14 protein-coding genes are annotated in these 17,679 nt (G+C 60.1%); 7 read left to right on the forward strand and 7 right to left on the reverse strand.

Annotated features, from left to right (window positions below; translation table 11 throughout):
* Positions 1 to 6: 6 nt before the first annotated feature.
* Together GE543_RS00345 and GE543_RS00350 are read right to left on the reverse strand one after the other, a co-directional pair.
* Positions 7 to 1,614 carry a carboxyl transferase domain-containing protein gene (locus GE543_RS00345; RefSeq protein ID WP_153220098.1) on the reverse strand — a complete coding sequence of 536 codons (1,608 nt, stop codon included), beginning with the start codon at positions 1,612 to 1,614 and terminating at the stop codon, positions 7 to 9.
* Between the two features lie 13 nt (positions 1,615 to 1,627).
* Positions 1,628 to 2,791: an isovaleryl-CoA dehydrogenase gene (locus GE543_RS00350; protein WP_153220100.1), complete on the reverse strand. Its 1,164-nt coding sequence runs from the start codon at positions 2,789 to 2,791 to the stop codon at positions 1,628 to 1,630.
* A 235-nt stretch (positions 2,792 to 3,026) separates the two neighbouring features.
* Here GE543_RS00350 and GE543_RS00355 point away from each other — a divergent pair, with 235 nt between their 5' ends.
* Positions 3,027 to 3,284, forward strand: a complete 258-nt coding sequence (locus tag GE543_RS00355) for a hypothetical protein (protein WP_024662055.1) — start codon at positions 3,027 to 3,029, stop codon at positions 3,282 to 3,284.
* Positions 3,285 to 3,565: 281 nt separating this feature from the next.
* Here GE543_RS00355 and GE543_RS00360 read toward each other — a convergent pair whose 3' ends face one another.
* From GE543_RS00360 to GE543_RS00370, 3 genes are all read right to left on the reverse strand, one after another.
* Complete coding sequence (locus GE543_RS00360; RefSeq protein WP_153220102.1) at positions 3,566 to 4,465, reverse strand: hydroxymethylglutaryl-CoA lyase; 900 nt, start codon at positions 4,463 to 4,465, stop codon at positions 3,566 to 3,568.
* A 30-nt stretch (positions 4,466 to 4,495) separates the two neighbouring features.
* On the reverse strand, positions 4,496 to 4,888 hold the full coding sequence (locus tag GE543_RS00365) for a MerR family DNA-binding transcriptional regulator (protein WP_003318521.1): 393 nt from the start codon (positions 4,886 to 4,888) through the stop codon (positions 4,496 to 4,498).
* A gap of 136 nt (positions 4,889 to 5,024) precedes the next feature.
* Positions 5,025 to 5,981 carry a LysR family transcriptional regulator gene (locus GE543_RS00370; protein ID WP_256664634.1) on the reverse strand — a complete coding sequence of 319 codons (957 nt, stop codon included), beginning with the start codon at positions 5,979 to 5,981 and terminating at the stop codon, positions 5,025 to 5,027.
* Positions 5,982 to 6,166: 185 nt separating this feature from the next.
* Here GE543_RS00370 and GE543_RS00375 point away from each other — a divergent pair, with 185 nt between their 5' ends.
* Complete coding sequence (locus GE543_RS00375; protein ID WP_153220104.1) at positions 6,167 to 7,396, forward strand: acyl-CoA dehydrogenase; 1,230 nt, start codon at positions 6,167 to 6,169, stop codon at positions 7,394 to 7,396.
* 11 nt (positions 7,397 to 7,407) lie between these two features.
* On the opposite strand, the gene GE543_RS00380 is transcribed toward GE543_RS00375, so the two are convergent.
* Positions 7,408 to 8,751, reverse strand: coding sequence for a substrate-binding domain-containing protein (locus GE543_RS00380; RefSeq protein ID WP_153220106.1), 1,344 nt, complete (start codon positions 8,749 to 8,751; stop codon positions 7,408 to 7,410).
* A gap of 145 nt (positions 8,752 to 8,896) precedes the next feature.
* Positions 8,897 to 9,709, reverse strand: a complete 813-nt coding sequence (xthA, locus tag GE543_RS00385) for an exodeoxyribonuclease III (protein WP_003410296.1) — start codon at positions 9,707 to 9,709, stop codon at positions 8,897 to 8,899.
* Between the two features lie 192 nt (positions 9,710 to 9,901).
* On the opposite strand from xthA, the gene GE543_RS00390 reads away from it, so the two are divergent.
* From GE543_RS00390 to tpx, 5 genes are all read left to right on the forward strand, one after another.
* Positions 9,902 to 10,573 (forward strand): N-acetyltransferase, encoded by a 672-nt coding sequence (locus tag GE543_RS00390; protein ID WP_003345438.1) that lies wholly within the window; start codon positions 9,902 to 9,904, stop codon positions 10,571 to 10,573.
* A gap of 59 nt (positions 10,574 to 10,632) precedes the next feature.
* Positions 10,633 to 12,357, forward strand: a complete 1,725-nt coding sequence (locus GE543_RS00395; RefSeq protein ID WP_153220108.1) for an autotransporter assembly complex family protein — start codon at positions 10,633 to 10,635, stop codon at positions 12,355 to 12,357.
* On the forward strand, positions 12,354 to 16,043 hold the full coding sequence (locus GE543_RS00400) for a translocation/assembly module TamB domain-containing protein (protein WP_153220110.1): 3,690 nt from the start codon (positions 12,354 to 12,356) through the stop codon (positions 16,041 to 16,043). Before GE543_RS00395 ends, GE543_RS00400 begins: the two co-directional genes overlap by 4 nt.
* A 114-nt stretch (positions 16,044 to 16,157) precedes the next feature.
* Positions 16,158 to 17,075: a LysR family transcriptional regulator gene (locus GE543_RS00405; protein ID WP_046235825.1), complete on the forward strand. Its 918-nt coding sequence runs from the start codon at positions 16,158 to 16,160 to the stop codon at positions 17,073 to 17,075.
* 90 nt (positions 17,076 to 17,165) lie between these two features.
* On the forward strand, positions 17,166 to 17,666 hold the full coding sequence (gene tpx, locus GE543_RS00410) for a thiol peroxidase (protein WP_153220112.1): 501 nt from the start codon (positions 17,166 to 17,168) through the stop codon (positions 17,664 to 17,666).
* The last annotated feature ends 13 nt before the right edge of the window (positions 17,667 to 17,679 follow it).

The following is a 17,679-nucleotide window of genomic DNA, read 5'->3' on the forward strand; positions in this document are numbered from 1 at the left end:
CCCGGCTCACATTCGGAACAGGCCGAAGGTGGTAGGTTCTATGGGCGCGTTGAGCGAGGCGGAGAGGGCAAGTGCGAGAATGTCGCGGGTTTGTGCCGGGTCGATGACCCCGTCGTCCCACAGGCGCGCGCTGGAGTAGTAAGGATGGCCCTGATGCTCATACTGATCGAGAATCGGCTGTTTCAGCTCGGCCTGCTGCTCGGCGCTGAACGCCTGACCAGCACGTTCGGCCTGCTCGCATTTGACCTGCACCAACACGCCGGCCGCCTGTTCGCCGCCCATCACGCCGATCCGCGCGTTGGGCCACATCCATAGAAAGCGCGGATCGTAAGCGCGGCCACACATGCCGTAATTCCCCGCGCCAAAACTGCCGCCGATGATCACCGTGAATTTCGGCACCCTGGCGCAGGCCACGGCGGTCACCAGCTTGGCACCATGCTTGGCGATGCCGCCGGCTTCATACTTCTGCCCGACCATGAAGCCGGTGATGTTCTGCAGGAACAGCAGGGGGATGCCTCTCTGGCAGGCCAGCTCGATGAAGTGCGCGCCTTTCTGTGCCGCCTCTGCGAACAGGATGCCATTGTTGGCGAGGATCGCGATCGGGTAGCCATGCAGACGCGCGAAGCCACAGACCAGCGTGGTGCCGAACAGGGCCTTGAATTCGTCGAGCACCGAGCCATCCACCAGTCGCGCGATGATTTCCCTCGCGTCGAATGGCTGTTTCGTGTCGGCGGGGATGATGCCGTACAGGTCATCGCCGGGGTACAGCGGTGCAATGGGCGCGACGGTGTTCAGTTGACCCTGCTTGCGCCAGTTCAGATTGGCGATGCTGCGGCGCGCCAGTGCGAGCGCGTGATCGTCGTTGTCGGCATAATGGTCGGCCACGCCGGACGTGCGGCAGTGCACATCGGCACCGCCCAGTTCTTCGGCGCTGACCACTTCGCCGGTTGCCGCTTTGACCAGCGGCGGGCCGGCCAGGAAGATCGTGGCCTGCTGGCGGACCATGATCGCCTCGTCGGCCATGGCGGGTACGTACGCGCCACCTGCGGTACAGGAGCCCATGACCACCGCGATCTGGGCAATTCCTTGCGCGCTCATGTTGGCCTGGTTGAAGAAGATCCGCCCGAAATGTTCGCGGTCCGGAAACACTTCATCCTGACGCGGCAGGTTGGCGCCGCCGGAATCCACCAGATAAATGCACGGCAGACGGTTTTGCTGGGCGATCGTCTGGGCGCGCAAATGCTTCTTTACCGTCAGCGGGTAATAGGAGCCGCCTTTGACCGTGGCGTCGTTGGCGATGATCATGCATTCGACGCCCTCGACCCGGCCGATTCCGGCGATCACGCCAGCGGCCGGGACCTCTTCGCCGTACACCTCATGCGCAGCCAGTTGGCCGATTTCCAGAAACGGTGAACCGGTGTCCAGCAAACGGTTGATACGCTCGCGCGGCAGCAACTTGCCGCGTGAGGTGTGGCGCTCCTGGGCTTTGAGGCCGCCCCCTTGCTGGACGTTGCTCAACAGCGAACGCAGCGCTTCGACCTGCTTGAGCAGGGCGTCGCGATTGAGGGTGAATTCAGGCGAACGGGTGTTGATTCGGGTTTGCAGGATGGTCATGGTGGCTCCGCAATCAACGGGTTTCGTTGAACAGTTCGCGACCGATGAGCATGCGCCGGATTTCACTGGTGCCTGCGCCGATCTCGTAGAGTTTGGCGTCGCGCAACAGTCGGCCCGCCGGGAACTCGTTGATGTAGCCATTGCCCCCCAGAATCTGGATGGCCTCCAGCGCCATCTGCGTGGCCCGCTCGGCGCTGTACAGGATCACCCCTGCAGCATCCTTGCGAGTGGTCTCGCCGCGGTCACAGGCCTGGGCGACCGCGTACAGGTAGGCCCGGCTGGCATTGAGCTGGGTATACATGTCTGCGACCTTGCCCTGAATCAGCTGAAACTCGCCGATGCTCTGGCCGAACTGCTTGCGGTCGTGAATGTAGGGCACCACCACGTCCATGCACGCCTGCATGATCCCGGTCGGTCCGCCGGAGAGCACGACGCGCTCGTAATCGAGACCGCTCATCAGCACCCTGACCCCGCCATCAAGCACGCCCAGCAGGTTCTCCTCGGGCACCTCGACATCATCGAAAAACAGTTCGCAGGTGTTGGAGCCGCGCATGCCCAGCTTGTCGAACTTGCTGCCGCGCGAGAAGCCTTTCCAGTCGCGTTCGACGATAAACGCACTGATGCCGTGGGCTGCCTTTTCCAGGTCGGTCTTGGCGTAGATCACGTAGGTATTGGCATCCGGCCCGTTGGTGATCCAGGTCTTGCTGCCGTTGAGCACATAATGATCACCGCACTTGTCGGCGCGCAGTTTCATCGACACCACGTCCGAGCCTGCATTGGGTTCGCTCATGGCCAGCGCGCCAACGTGTTCGCCGCTGATCAGCCTGGGCAGGTAACGGGCCTTTTGCTCCGGGCTGCCATTGCGATTGATCTGGTTAACGCACAGGTTGGAATGGGCACCATAGGACAGCGCCACCGATGCCGAGCCACGGCTGATTTCTTCCATCGCCACGACGTGCGCCAGATAACCCAGGCCCGCGCCACCGTATTCTTCGCTGACAGTGATCCCCAGTACGCCCATTTCGCCGAGCTTGCGCCACATGTCGGCGGGGAACAGGTTGTCCTTGTCGATCTGCGCGGCGCGTGGGGCAAGCTCTGCGGCGACGAAGGATTGCAGCTGATCGCGCAGCATGTCGATGGTTTCGCCCAGGGCGAAGTTCAGGCTGGGGTAACTCATGGGGTATTCCTTTTTTGTTCTTGAGTGGCGCTTTGTTCTTGGATGGCGCGTCTTTCTGGAAGCGGCTATAGCGTCTATCAGCTATGACCTTTACGTTAACGTAAACCTGTAGGGTTTTGCTGTCAACGCCGATGCCTATGCGGAAGAAGAGTGATCAACCTGTATTTTTCAGTCATGAGAGGAGAGGGCGGAATGCCGGAAAGCACGAAGGGGAGCCTGGGCTCCCCTTCAAGGTATGTTGTTATGCTCTTTTTTGTTGTTCGGGAGGCCTGTTGTTGTTTTTGGCGACCTGACCCTTCACATCTTTTTTGAGCGATCCACATGCGGGATCAAGAGCAAACGTATTTTTTTGAGCGCTGATGACACTTTCATCGTAGTGATCCAACCAGTTCGGCAGCTGCCTCAGGGCAGTTTTATTGTTCTCTGTCTGGCTGCGAACGACTTGCGAGGCAAGTGGTTCAGAAAAGCTATCCACTTCAAAAAAATCTGTTAGCTACGCCTCTGTCCGTGTTGTTCTTGTTATGTCAGAGCCGGTACGTATTGTTTTTATTAGGTTGCTGCGTGTTTTTATTTTTGTTGTACAAGGGATATAGCAGGACCCGTGCCAGGTTTTCAAAACCCCTGTAATACCGGGGGATGACCTTGTTTTTCCGGCATCGGGCCGTTTGATTCTGCGGCCGAGTGTTTCCGTGTTACCCGTTTGTCTCTGCTCGACGCGGGGCACAGTAACACTCTGTGGCAAGTTGTCGCACCCTGTTACCGACAGGTGACAGGCTACGCAGACAGTCTGGCCTTGGCCACGCGAGAGCCATTGCTGCGTTGCAGCACGTCGCAGATGCGCTGGCCCGCCGCGATGACCTGGTCCAGATCAACCCCGGTTTCGATACCCAGCCCCTGCAACATGTACAGCACGTCTTCAGTGGCAACATTACCGCTGGCGCCCTTGGCGTAAGGGCAGCCACCGAGGCCGGCCACGGAGCTGTCGAACACCTGGATGCCTTCCTCCAGGCTTGCATAGATGTTTACCAGCGCCTGGCCATAGGTGTCGTGGAAGTGGCCGGCCAGCTTGCCGCGCGGTATCTGCGCAGCCACGGCGTTGATCAATGCCCGTGTGACGCCCGGCGTACCGGTTCCGATGGTGTCACCCAAGGAAATTTCATAGCAGCCCATCGCGTGCAGTTGGTTGGCGACCGTCGCGACCTGTTCGGGCGAAACGCTGCCCTCGTAAGGGCAGCCCAACACGCACGACACATACCCTCGAACCCGCACGCCATGCATGCGTGCTGCTTCCATGACAGGCGCGAAGCGTTCCAGGCTTTCGCTGATCGAGCAGTTGAGGTTGCGCTGCGAGAACCCTTCGGTCGCCGCTGCGAACACCGCGACTTCTCTGACCCCGGCAGCCAATGCGTCTTCGAAGCCGCGCAGGTTCGGCGCCAGAGCCGAATAGATAACGCCTTCTCGGCGCTGGATCCGTTCGAACACCTGCGCGGAGCCCGCCATCTGCGGCACCCATTTGGCCGAGACAAAGCTGCCGACCTCGATGTGGCCCAGCCCGGCTGCCGTCAGGTCATCCACCAGGCGTACCTTGGCATCGACACTGATGGGTTGTGCTTCATTCTGCAGGCCGTCACGCGGGCCGACTTCAACGAGATTCACCTTTTGCGGGAGGGACATGGCGGCGCCTTTGTGGTGAGTGCGAATGGGTCAGAGTGGGGCAGCAGCGGTCTTATCGAGTGCGGCTCGGCAGCGCTCTTCGGCGGTGTCCAGTTCCAGTTGCATCTGCTGGATGTCCAGCAACTGCTGCTCCAGCTGATCACGGCGTTCGGCGATCTTGCCCAGCATGGTCTGCAACTGCTTCTGATTGCCGCCGGCAGGGTCATACAACGAGATCAGTTCCTTGCACTCGGCCAGGGAAAAACCGATGCGTTTGCCTCGCAGGATCAGTTTCAGGGTGACCTTGTCACGCGCCGTATAGATACGTTCCAGGCCCTTGCGTTCAGGGCTGAGCATGCCTTGCTCTTCGTAAAAGCGTATGGCGCGGGTGGTGATATCCAGCTCGCGGGCGAGCTCGGAAATGCTGTAGGTATGACTGCTCATGGCGTGGCTCGGCGAGGGTTGCAGCCGCAAAGCTAAGGGCTGCTTTACGTTTACGTCAAGCAGCAGTGGCAGTGCCAGAGCTTGAGCGGTCGCCAACCTTTGCTTCGAAACAACATTAAGTTAATAAATTAAATTATTAATAATCAATGAGTTGAGTTAAATATTTAATGCACTTTCGAGGTTTTGTTCCTGCGCCACAACCCGCTGAAAGTTCGATGATCTGTTCACGCATCCAGCGGTTGGCCGGGTCCTGGTCGGTGCTTTCATGCCAGTACAGGTGGGTCTCGACCGACGGAACGTCGCTGACTGGCAGGTAGACATAGTGCAAGTCGTTACGACGGGCGAAGCGTTCGGGCACGGTCATGACCATGTCGGTCTGCTGCAGCACCTGGGTTGCCATCATGTAGTGTTGCGAGCGCAACGCGATCCTGCGCTGGATGCCCATCTTGCCCAGCGCCAGATCCACATGGCCCAACCCGCTGCGGCGGCTGGAGATATGGATATGTGACTGGCTCAGGTAATCGTCGAGGGTCAGCGTGGCCTTGTTCGCCAATGGATGCCCCTTGCGCATGCCACACACATAGCGGTCCTCCATCAGCTTCACGTGGCGCACCTGCGGGTCAGTGTTGAGCGGTGCGTCCACAGCGAAGTCGAGGCGTCCTGCGGCCAGTTCCTTGGTGGTTTCCCTACGCTTGGACAGAAAGCTTTCGATGGTCACTGCAGGGGCAAGGCGCCGCAGTCGCTGAAACAGCGCCGGCAGGATCACCGCTTCGGTCAGGTCGGTCATGCTGATGCGGTAATTCTTGTTGGCCTGCAGCGGGTTGAAGATGCGACTTTCCTGCACCGATACCCTGAGCAACGAAAGCGCGTTGCGCACCGGGCCGATGATGTTCTGCGCCATCGGTGTCGGCACCATGCCCTGTGCCGTGCGCACGAACAGCGGGTCGTTGAAGGTCTCGCGCAGCCGCGCCAGTGCGTTGGAGACCGCAGGCTGGGTAATGCCGACAATCTGTCCGGCGCGGGTCAGGTTGGCTTCGGTGTAGATGGCGTCGAAGACAATGAAAAGGTTGAGATCGACCTTGTTCAGGTTCATTGATGGGGCGCCTCGTGCCGTTATTGTGATTGATTGTTTAGAGGGTGGTGATGCCGCAAGGGTGGGCGGATCATATATCGGTTATGAATGTTTATACACGCTGGGAATAGATTAGATAAATGTGCAGCGTTTCTCTAGCATCGTGTTCATGACTTCGACAACCTGATCGACACGGTGGCGACCCCATGGATTTTGCGTATTCCCCGAAGGTGCAGGCCCTGCGTGAACGCGTCACAGCGTTCATGGATGCCTACGTTTATCCGGCCGAACCGGTTTTCGAGCGGCAAGTGGCTGAAGGGGATCGCTGGCAGCCCACGGCAATCGTGGAAGAGCTCAAGGCCCGGGCCAAGTCGGAAGGATTGTGGAATCTGTTCCTGCCCGACTCCGGACTGGGCGCCGGCCTGAGCAATCTGGAATACGCGCCGCTGGCGGAAATCATGGGCCGCTCACTGCTCGGTCCGGAGCCCTTCAATTGCTCGGCGCCGGACACCGGCAACATGGAGGTACTGGTCCGCTATGCCAGCGAGGAACAGAAAGCCCGCTGGCTCGAACCGCTGCTGCGCGGTGAGATTCGCTCTGCCTTTGCCATGACCGAGCCCGACGTGGCCTCATCGGACGCCACCAATATGGCTGCGCGCGCTGAGCGTGACGGTGACCAGTGGGTCATCAACGGTCGCAAGTGGTGGACCTCCGGTGCCTGCGACCCGCGCTGCAAAATCCTGATATTCATGGGCCTGAGCAATCCTGAGGGGCCGCGCCATCAGCAGCACTCGATGATTCTGGTGCCGGTTGATACGCCCGGCGTGAAGATCGTGCGGCCACTGCCGGTGTTCGGCTATGACGATGCGCCCCATGGTCATGCCGAAGTGCTGTTCGAAAACGTCAGGGTCCCGTTCGAGAACGTGCTGCTCGGTGAGGGGCGGGGGTTTGAAATCGCACAGGGAAGGCTCGGGCCGGGACGCATTCACCACTGCATGCGCTCGATCGGCATGGCGGAGCGGGCGCTGGAGCTGATGTGCAGGCGTTCCATTGACCGCGTCGCGTTCGGCAAGCCGTTGGCCAGGCTGGGCGGCAATATCGACCTGATTGCCGACTCGCGCATGGAAATCGACATGGCACGCCTGCTGACCCTGAAAGCGGCCTACATGATGGATACCGTGGGCAACAAGGTCGCCAGAAGCGAAATCGCGCAGATCAAGGTGGTGGCGCCCAATGTGGCGCTGAAGGTCATCGATCGGGCGATCCAGATGCACGGCGCCGCCGGGATTTCCAGTGATTTCCCGCTGGCCTACATGTACGCGATGCAGCGTACGTTGCGTCTGGCTGACGGCCCGGATGAAGTGCATCGCGCTGCCGTCGGCAAGTATGAGTTGGGCAAATATATACCGGCAGATCTGGCGCGCAGCCAACTCTAGCTTTCAGCGAATTACTGCACCCAGACTTCAACTCGACGGTTCTTGATCCGGCCGTCGTCGATATCATTGGTGGCCACCGGCATTTCGTCACCCAGGCCGACGATGTCGCGGAACGTCACGCCGCTTTTCAGCAGTTCCCGGCGCACCGCCATGGCACGCAGCCTGGAGAGCAGAGCGGCACGCTCCGGGTCGCTCTTGGCGTCGCCGAAGCCGACCAGCGTCACATGCCGATCCAGTTTGTCGCTGGACTTCAGGTAATCCGCAACCCGCTTGAGATCCTGCTGCGCTTTGTTGTCGAGGCGCGCGCTGCCCTGGGCAAAGCGGAAGTTGACTGACAGGCGTTCGGCCTTGCGTGCCAGCGCCTGGTAATCGGCGGGCATTTGCGCGGTAGGCTGCACCTTGAGCACCTGCACGGTCTGCGCGACAAAACCGCTTTGCGCGACGATGGCTTGGCCCTCGGCACTCTGCGCAAACCGGACCAGCGCCTGCGCCCAGCGCTGATGGGCCGAGGTGGGCACATAAAAGTACAGTCGTCGCGACAGCGGATAGTCTTCGGTGGCAATCAGGCTGACGGTTGGCAGCATGGGCCTGGAATCGCCGTCGGCGATGGCCACCGCCTTGGCGCGGCGTATGGAAGGCAGGCCAGTGAAGCCGATGCCATTGATGTCCTTGCTGACTTCGTCGGAGAGCTGTTCGCTGGATTCGAATCGCGCAGCGCTGCCCAGCAGGCTCTTGCCGTATTTGGTCATTACCAGGTCCTTGAACGTCTCGTAGGTGCCGGACTTTTCATCGCGAACATAGAGATGGATGGCGCCTGGGTTGCCACCGATCTCACTCCAGTTTCTGACTTCGCCACTGAAAATGCGTGCCAGTTGAAGGGTATCCAGCTGTCTCAGTGGATTGCCGGGATGCACGATCACCGCAACGCCGTCGATGGCAATGGTTTGCTCGCTGGCCGCGCTTTTCAGGTCCCCCAGACTGGTCAGGTCTTTGGCCTCCTGATCCTTGATCGGTCGAGAGGAGGCCGCGATATCTGCGTTACCTGCTTTCAGCGCGGTAAAACCGGTGCCTGAACCATGCGCAGCGATTTCGACACTGACAGGTTGTCCGGTGGCCGTGGTCCCCACGACGCGCTGTTCATTAAGAGTGTTGCCGGGAAGGGTCTGTACCGACTGCAGACCTTGCTGGCGCATCAATCCTTCGACCAGCGCAGGCCCCAGTTGTGCATTGATGGTGTTGGAGCCTTGAATGCGCAAGGCCGGTGTATCGCCAGCAGGCAACGGCAGTGCGGCTTGCGCGAAAGCGGGCAGGGTGGCGCTCGACAGGATGAGCGCCGTAAGCAAAGCGCGCAGCATCGGCGTCACCATGAATCACGGGAGGGTGCCGGGAGAATAAGTCAGAGAGATTGCCGGAATATGACAATTTCAGGGACTGTGCGTGTTTCAGCGCGACCCATCCTTGTTAAAGAAGGATCGCGCAAGAGGGGCCAGTAGGGGGCAATCAGCTCAGTTCCAGCCAGATCGGCGCGTGGTCGGACGGCTTTTCCATTGCGCGCAAATCGTAATCCACACCCGCTTCCTTGATGCGTGGCTGCAAACCGCTAGAGGTCATGATCAGATCGATGCGCAGGCCGCGTTTGGGCTCGTCTTCAAAGCCACGGCTGCGATAGTCGAACCAGCTGAAGCGGTCGACGACTTCCGGATGCAGGTGTCGAAAGCTGTCCACCAGGCCCCAGTTTTTCAGGCGCTCCATCCACTCCCGCTCTTCGGGCAGAAAGCTGCACTTGCCGGTTTTCAGCCAGCGTTTGGCGTTGTCGGCGCCAATGCCGATATCGCAGTCCTGCGGAGAAATATTCACGTCGCCCATGACGATCAGCGGCTGATCGTTGCGGAATTGCCCCTCGAGCAGCGTTTGCAGGTTTTCGTAAAAGCGCTGTTTGGCGGGGAATTTGGTCGGGTGATCGCGGCTTTCGCCCTGTGGAAAGTAGCCATTCATGATGGTGACCGGCTGGCCATTGCTGTCGGCGTAAGTACCCCAGATGAAACGCTTCTGGGATTCCTCGTCGTCCCCCTCGAAGCCCTTGTGCAGGGCCAGCGGCGCATTGCGCGACAGCAGCGCGACACCGTAATGGCCTTTCTGGCCGTGGAAGTGAACGTGATAGCCCAGCGCTTCGACTTCCGCCTGGGGGAATTGCTCGTCCGAAACCTTGGTTTCCTGAAGACCGATCACGTCAGGCTGATGTTTGTCGATCAGCGCCGCCAGCTGATGCGGTCGAGCGCGCAGACCATTGATGTTGAACGAGACGATTTTCATAAAACAGCGGTCCTGAGCAAAAACAAACAGCGATGCTAGCCGACCTGTGGTTTCAGGACCAGTGCCGAGTCGCAAGCGCAGGCCATGGTGTGTCTGGATAATTCATTGGAACTGTTATCAATGGCCATCACTCGAAAGCCTGCTTGCCAAAACCGCTGCGCCAGACGCAGTTCCGTTAACACGAGGCCCTTTATGTCCCTACCTGCTGCCATCACGGGTGAAATTCGCCAACTCGACAGTGGTTATTCCCGTGAAACCCGCTCCTTGCTGTTCAGGGCCTACCGGCACGATCCGACATTTGCCTATCTGTTCAACGCCGAGCGCGAGGGCTATGAGCAACGCGTGTTGGCGACCATTCGCCAACTGGTCAAACAACACTTTTTGCAAAACCAGCCTGCGCTGGGTCTCTTTCTCCAGGACCGTTTGGTCGGTGTAGCGCTGATCGCGCCGCCGCAGCGTCGTCTGGGTGTCACCGAAAGCTGGGCGTGGCGCTTGCGCATGGTGATGGACACAGGTCTGGGTTGCACCCAGCGCTATCTGGCGTATTACAACGCGGTACTTGCCTGCGTACCGTCGGAAACCGTGCATGTGCTGCCGTTGATCGGCCTCGATCCGGAGTTTCAGGGGCAGAAGCTCGGTCAGGACCTGAGCGAGCAACTGCTGGCGGCGCTGCACGACTGGTGCGCAGTGGATGAACACTCTCAGGGCATCGTGGTCGATACCGGCAATCCGCGCTATCTGGAGTTCTATAAGCGACAGGGCTATGAAGAGATCGGTGAAATTGCTGTAGGCCCCGTCCGAGAGCACGTGTTTTTTCATCCCAACCCTCAGGTATCACTGCCGGTCCCTGACGTAATGGCCTGAATATCCGACAATTCGTGGGCTTCCAGTGCAGCCTGTCGATCGTGGTAGCATCTACGCCCATGAAGCTTTTCAGACTATTCAGCAGCGTGTTCCTGATGACCATGAGTGCGGCCGCGCTTGCCCAGGCCCGCCTCGATGTCAGGATCAAGCCTGCCAATCCGCAACTCAAGGCCAACGTCGAAGGGTATGTCGGTGATCTCGGCGAGCGTGACGCCCAAGCATTGCGCAACTTCAGCCTGGGCGCCGAGCAGCAGGCGGAAAAAGCCGCTCAGGCGCTGGGTTATTACCAGGCGCAGATCGACAGTGAGATCAAGGATGGAGAGCAGCCCAGCCTGGTGATCAACATCCAGCCGGGCGAACCCATTCACTTGCGCAACGTGGTGATCCGGGTCGAAGGGCCGGCGGCAGCGATGAAGGCTTTTCGTGTGCCGAGCAGCGACGCGCTGAAAAGCGGCGCGGTGTTGAATCATGGCAATTATGAAGACGCCAAGCGCCTGATCCAGAATCAGGCCTCGCGCTACGGATTTTTCAGTGGACACTTCACCAGCCAGCGTCTGGCCATCGATCCGCGGGCCGGTGTGGCCGATATCGAACTGGTTTATGAAAGCGGACCGCGCTACACGCTCGGCAAGGTCATGTTCAGTGGCGACGCGCCATTTGATGACGATCTGCTCAAACGCATGGTGCCGTTCAAGGAAAATACGCCTTACGACTCCCAACTGATTGCCGAACTGACCCAGGCCATGCAGGGCAGCGGTTATTTCGAGGGCGTACGGGTCGATGCTGCGCCCACCGCAGCGGAAAATCAGGTCATCCCGGTGACCGTCCAGCTCGAAACCCGTAAACCTCGCACCATGGGGCTGGGCCTTGGCTATTCGACCGACGTCGGCCCGCGTGGCAAAGCCAACTGGACCCGGCACTGGGCCAACCCGCAGGGCCACAGTTATGGCTTCGAATCCGAGATCTCCGCGCCACGGCAGAATATCGGCCTGTGGTACGACGTGCCCCTCGATCCGCCGCTGACCGACAAATTGCGCTACGCCGGCGGTTATCAGTACGAAGAGATCGCCGGAACCGACAGTCTCAGCAAGTTGCTGACTGCCGGGCCTGAATGGCACAGCAAGCTGCCCAGTGGTTGGGAGCGGGTCATATCCCTGAAATGGCAGCGTGAAGAATACCGCCTGGGCGATGACGCCGGCCTCAGCACGTTGCTGATGCCCGGTATCAGTTACTCGTACCTGCGCAGTGACAACCGTATCGACCCGCACCAGGGTTACCGCCTGCAATTCGACACGCAGGTGGCCAAGGAGGGCATGTTGTCTGACGCCAACCTGGTGCATGCCAATGTGCTGCTCAAAGGGCTGACCACGGTCGCGCAAAATCACCGCTTTCTCGGTCGTGTGCAGTTTGGCGGCAACCTCACCGACGGTTACACCTCGATACCGCCATCGCTGCGCTTTTTTGCCGGCGGAGATCAGAGCGTACGCGGCTATGACTATCAGAAGCTGTCACCGACCAACTCCGACGGCGACCGCATCGGTGGGCGATACATGTTTGCTGGTAGCGTCGAATACCAATATTCCATTGCTGACAAATGGCGCCTGGCGACCTTTATCGATCAGGGCAACTCGTTCAACAGCCTGGACAAGCCAGACCTGAAAACCGGGGTTGGTTTCGGCGTGCGCTGGGTATCTCCAGTGGGCCCTCTGCGTCTCGATCTGGCCCACGCGCTGGACGATGATGGTGGAATCCGTCTGCACTTTTCGATGGGGCCGGAGCTTTGAACAAGGCGAACATCACCCGCGGCGCCAAGATCGTCGGGCTGGGACTTGTTGCATTACTGCTGCTGGTGGTCATCAGTGTCGCGCTGCTGCTGGGCACCCACGCGGGCAGTCAGTGGGCCTTGGCTCGGGTGCCCGGTGTACAGCTGGAAAACTTTCAGGGACGACTGGGCGGCCAGTGGAGCGCTGAGCGCCTCGTGTGGCAGCAGGGCGCAGACCGCGTCGAGGTTCAATCCGTCGATTTCGCCTGGACGCCTGCCTGCCTGTTGAAGATGACGCTGTGCATCGACCGTCTGCATGCGCAGCAGGTGCTGATGCACTTCCCGCCGAGCGAGACGCCCGCCAGCAACGGCCCGATCCAGTTACCGACGCTCAGGTTACCGCTGGCGCTGCAGCTGGGTGATATACAGCTGGGTGGTCTGCAACTGGATGGAGTCGAACAGTTGCGCGATCTCAAGCTGTCAGCGCACTGGACCGCCGAAGGCTTGAAGATCGACAGTGCGCACCTGCAACGTGATGCGCTGGTGCTGGACCTCAATGGCCTGCTGAAACCCGAGGGCGACTGGCCACTCAGCGTGCAAGGTCAACTGCAACTTCCACCACAGGATGGTCAGCCCTGGGCGCTGGCGCTGGTTATCCAGGGCGATCTGCTGAAGACGCTGCAGCTCAAGGCGGACAGCAGCGGTTATCTGCCGGGTTTGCTGACCGGCGAGTTGCAACCCCTGGCCGAACACCTTCCGGCACGCATCAAGCTGACTGCCGAGCACTTCAAGCCCAGCGCTGCATTGCCTGATACCCTGCAACTCGACCAGTTGCTGCTGACCGCCGAGGGCAATCTTGACTCGGGCTACCTGATAGACGGCAGCGCCAGCCTTCCCGCAGAGAATGGCGCTGTTGCGTTGGCATTGAAAGGGCGTGTGGATGCCAACGGCGCAACCATCGCCGGACTCGATCTGGCCGCCGATGATCAGCAGCGTCTGGCCATCAACGGCAAGATGAACTGGCAGAGCGGTCTTTCTGCGGAGGCGAGCATTGACTGGCTGGATTTCCCCTGGCAGCGCCTGTATCCACTGGCGTCAGAGCCTCAGGTGGCATTGCATGCCTTCAAGGGTGATATTTCCTATACCGATGGCAATTACCTCGGCAATTTCAACGCCAGCCTTAAAGGGCCTGCCGGTGCGTTCACCCTGGTCAGCCCGTTCAGCGGCAATCTGCAAGAGATCCATCTGCCGCAACTGGAACTGGTCGCCGGGCAGGGCAAGGCCAGCGGTTTCCTGAACCTGCAATTCGCTGACGGCATCGGCTGGGATACGGCTCTGGACCTGAGTGCGCTGGACCCTTCATTCTGGGTTGCCGAACTGCCCGGCACACTGGCAGGCCCATTGCGCAGCAAAGGTCAGATGCGCAATGAGAAGCTTGACCTCAGCGCCGACCTCGATTTGAAAGGGCGTCTGCGTGGTCAGCCGGCGCTGCTGCAAGCCAAGGCTGACGGCCGTGATCAGCAATGGAATGTCAGCAGCCTGAGCATCCGCCTCGGCGACAACCGTATTCAAGGTACGGGTAGTCTGCAAGAGCGTCTCAAAGGGCAACTGGACCTGGATCTGCCACGTCTGGCCCAGCTTTGGCCACGCTTGCAGGGGCAAGTCAAAGGCCGGCTGGACCTGGCCGGAACGTTGCAGGCACCCCAGGGGCAACTGGCCTTGCAGGGCAGCCAGCTCGCCTTGCAGGACAATCGTCTGCAAACCCTCACGCTCAACGCCAGACTTGATCAGGCGCAGCGCGCGATCATCAACCTGAAAGGTGCCGGTATCCAGGCTGGCGATACCCAGTTGGGCACCTTGCTGGTGGACGGTCAGGGCACGCTCAAGAACCAACAACTGAAACTGGACCTGCAAGGACCATTGCTCAAGCTGGCCATCGGCCTTGACGGAGGCCTGGACAAGGGTGATTGGCGAGGCCGGCTGGCCAGCGGTACGGTGCAAAGCGGCGGGCAGAACTGGCGTCTGCAGCAGCCGGCGAAGATCGAGCGTCTGGCTGACGGCCGCCTCAACTTCGGTGCGCATTGTTGGTTGTCCGGGGCCGCCAGCCTGTGTGGCGGCGATCAGCGCCTGATGCCGGAACCCCATTTGCGTTATCAGCTCAAGAATTTCCCGCTGGACAGCCTGGCTCAATGGATGCCCAAGGATTTTGCCTGGAAGGGCGCGTTGAATGCAGACGTGCAGCTCGACATTCCGGCAGCGGGTCCCAGCGGCAAGGTCACGATTGATGCCGGAGGCGGAACGCTGCGGGTACGCAACAACAATCAGTGGCTGGACTTCCCTTATCAGACGCTGAAACTGGCCACCACGCTGGCGCCCAAACGCATCGACACGCGTCTGGACTTCGATGGCGGCAAGCTGGGAAGGCTGCTGCTCAACGCGCAGATCGACCCGCTGGCCAAGGACAAGCCCCTGGCAGGTGACTTTAACCTCTCGGGGCTGGATATCTCGGTGGCACGTCCTTTCGCGCCGATGGTGCAGAAACTCAATGGGCGTCTGAATGGCAATGGCCGGTTGTCAGGCACGTTGCTGGCGCCACTGGTCAACGGCAACGTGACGCTTGAAGGGGGTGAGGTGGCAGGGGCAGAGCTGCCTATGGAACTGCACGACCTCAAGGTCCAGGCGTTGATTGCCGGAGAAAGCGTACAGCTCAACGGCGGCTGGAAAAGTGGCAGCACCGGGCAGGGCAGCATAGGCGGTCAGGTGGCCTGGGGGCAGAGCCTGAATGTCGATGTGAGCCTCAAGGGCTCGCGCCTGCCGATCAATGTCGAACCCTATGCGGCGGTAGAGGCGGCGCCTGACCTGAAAATCTCCATGCAGGGCGAGCGACTGGCCATCTCCGGCAAGGTGCTGGTGCCCAAGGGCGCGATTACCGTGCGCGAGTTGCCGCCTTCTACTGTGAAGCTCTCCGGTGACACGGTAATTGTCGGACAGCAGACCGAGCAGGGCGCTGCGCCGCTGGCTGTAGCGATGGATATCGATGTGGACGTCGGCCAGGAAAAGCTCAGCTTCAGCGGGTTCGGGCTCACTGCCAATCTGGTCGGGCATGTGCACATCGGTGACAACCTGGACACCCGTGGCGAACTGAACCTGAACGATGGTCGTTATCGTGCCTACGGGCAGCGGCTGACCATCCGCAAGGCGCGTCTGCTGTTTGCCGGTCCGGTCGACCAGCCTTATCTGGACATCGAAGCGATTCGCCAGACCGACGACGTGATTGCCGGTATTCGCCTGACCGGCAGCGCCGAGCAGCCTACCACCGAGGTGTTCTCCGAACCTGCGATGAGCCAGGAGCAGGCGCTCTCCTATCTGGTCATGGGCAGACCGCTCAGTACTTCCGGCGAAGACAACAACATGGTTGCTCAGGCTGCGCTGGCGCTGGGTGTGGCAGGCAGCTCGTCGACCACCGGCAAGCTCGCGGACAATCTGGGTATCAAGGACTTCGAGCTGGACACCTCGGGAACCGGCGACAAGACCAACGTGGTTGCCAGCGGCAAGATCACCGATAAGCTCAGCCTGCGCTATGGCGTAGGCGTGTTTGAACCGGCCAATACGATTGCCTTGCGCTATCTGCTCAGCAAGCGCGTGTACCTTGAGGCCGCGAGCGGTGTTGCCAGCTCGCTGGATATTTTCTATAAAAGGGACTTCTAGGCGAGGGTCGGCGGCGGTAATGGCCCGGCGTCCCGCTGCCCGGCCTTTCCCGGACGTCCCTCTTGCAACTGCAAGTCCCTCCACTCCTTTTCTACCTTCAGGTTGCCGGCCATCATGGATCGATTCAACGCCATGCGCGTGTTCACCCGTATCGTCGAGCTGGGCGGTTTCGCCAGGGCGGCCGAGAGTCTGCACATGCCGCGTGCCTCGGTGACGATCCTGATCAAACAGCTGGAAGCGCATTTGGGCGTACAGCTTTTGCAGCGTACGACGCGTCAGGTCAGCGCCACCCCGGACGGCAAGGCCTATTACCAGCGCTGCGTCAGCCTGCTGGCCGATCTGGACGATGCCGAGGCATCGTTCTCGGCGACCGGGGCCGAGCCCAAGGGGCTGTTGCGTGTCGATCTGCCGGTCAGTCTGGGCCGTATGATCATCATCCCGGCGTTGCCTGAATTCAGCCGGCGCTACCCGCAGATCCGTCTGGAGATCGGCATGAGTGACAGGCCGGTCGATCTGATCCGCGAAGGCGTGGACTGCGTGTTGCGTGCCGGCGCGGCACTGGATGAAACACTGGTTGCCAGGCCGCTGGGCAGTCTGACCCAGATTACCTGCGCCAGTCGTGAGTACCTGGCGCAACACGGCACACCACTGGACCTGCAGGACCTCGCGCAACATCAGGTAATCGAATATTTTTCGACCAGCACCGGCAAGCGTTATGGTCTGGAGTTCATGGCCGATGGCATGGACGTTGAGCACGCATCGGTCTGCGCGATCGCTGTCAACAGTGCCGATGGCTATGTCGCGGCGTGCGAAGCCGGTTTCGGCCTGATTCAGGTGCCGCGCTACCATGTCGCCGCGCAATTGCGCAGCGGTGTGCTGGTGGAGGTACTGCGTTTGCATCGTCCGCCGCCGCTGCCACTGACAGCGCTTTACCCCCCGCACCGACAGTTGTCACGACGGGTCAGGGTATTCGTTGATTGGCTGGTGGAATTGTGTGCCCACACAGATATCAGGGACAGACTGGTTTCCTGAAAAAAATTCAGAATTATCCCATATAGGCCGCGGCACACTTTCGTGTTTAACTTCCGGCTCTTTCATCCATTTTGAAAAGGAACGTGTTTCATGGCTCAAGTGACCCTCAAAGGCAGCCCCGTTCAGGTCAGTGGCAACCTGCCTGAAGTCGGTAGCAAGGCACACGATTTCACGCTGGTCGGCGCAGGTCTTGCGGATAAAACCCTGGCTTCCTTCGCCGGCAAGCGCAAGGTACTGAACATCTTCCCAAGCGTCGATACGCCGACCTGTGCCACCTCGGTACGTAAATTCAACACCCAGGCCAATGACCTGAGCAACGCTGTGGTTCTGTGCATCTCGGCCGACCTGCCGTTCGCCCAGTCCCGTTTCTGCGGCTCCGAAGGCCTGGAGAATGTCCAGAACCTGTCCTCGTTCCGCAGTGCTGACTTTGCTCAGAATTATGGTGTTGCCATTGCAGACGGTCCGCTCGCGGGTCTGACTGCGCGCGCCGTTGTCGTTCTGGACGAGAACGACAAGGTGCTGCACAGCGAGCTGGTTGCCGAGATCGGTAGCGAGCCCAACTACGACGCTGCATTGGCTGTGCTGAAGTAACTTTCCGCAACCT

It is taken from the genome of Pseudomonas sp. SZ57, from assembly GCF_009495975.1.
Lineage (GTDB): Bacteria > Pseudomonadota > Gammaproteobacteria > Pseudomonadales > Pseudomonadaceae > Aquipseudomonas > Aquipseudomonas syringae.

Excerpts from the sequence above, each read along its gene's own strand:
- GE543_RS00345 (WP_153220098.1), bottom strand. The coding sequence starts at position 1,614 with ATGACCATCCTGCAAACCCGAATCAACACCCGTTCGCCTGAATTCACC.
- GE543_RS00350 (WP_153220100.1), bottom strand. The coding sequence starts at position 2,791 with ATGAGTTACCCCAGCCTGAACTTCGCCCTGGGCGAAACCATCGACATG.
- GE543_RS00355 (WP_024662055.1), top strand. The coding sequence starts at position 3,027 with ATGTTGTTATGCTCTTTTTTGTTGTTCGGGAGGCCTGTTGTTGTTTTT.
- GE543_RS00360 (WP_153220102.1), bottom strand. The coding sequence starts at position 4,465 with ATGTCCCTCCCGCAAAAGGTGAATCTCGTTGAAGTCGGCCCGCGTGAC.
- GE543_RS00365 (WP_003318521.1), bottom strand. The coding sequence starts at position 4,888 with ATGAGCAGTCATACCTACAGCATTTCCGAGCTCGCCCGCGAGCTGGAT.
- GE543_RS00370 (WP_256664634.1), bottom strand. The coding sequence starts at position 5,981 with ATGAACCTGAACAAGGTCGATCTCAACCTTTTCATTGTCTTCGACGCC.
- GE543_RS00375 (WP_153220104.1), top strand. The coding sequence starts at position 6,167 with ATGGATTTTGCGTATTCCCCGAAGGTGCAGGCCCTGCGTGAACGCGTC.
- GE543_RS00380 (WP_153220106.1), bottom strand. The coding sequence starts at position 8,751 with ATGCTGCGCGCTTTGCTTACGGCGCTCATCCTGTCGAGCGCCACCCTG.
- xthA (WP_003410296.1), bottom strand. The coding sequence starts at position 9,709 with ATGAAAATCGTCTCGTTCAACATCAATGGTCTGCGCGCTCGACCGCAT.
- GE543_RS00390 (WP_003345438.1), top strand. The coding sequence starts at position 9,902 with ATGTCCCTACCTGCTGCCATCACGGGTGAAATTCGCCAACTCGACAGT.
- GE543_RS00395 (WP_153220108.1), top strand. The coding sequence starts at position 10,633 with ATGAAGCTTTTCAGACTATTCAGCAGCGTGTTCCTGATGACCATGAGT.
- GE543_RS00405 (WP_046235825.1), top strand. The coding sequence starts at position 16,158 with ATGGATCGATTCAACGCCATGCGCGTGTTCACCCGTATCGTCGAGCTG.
- tpx (WP_153220112.1), top strand. The coding sequence starts at position 17,166 with ATGGCTCAAGTGACCCTCAAAGGCAGCCCCGTTCAGGTCAGTGGCAAC.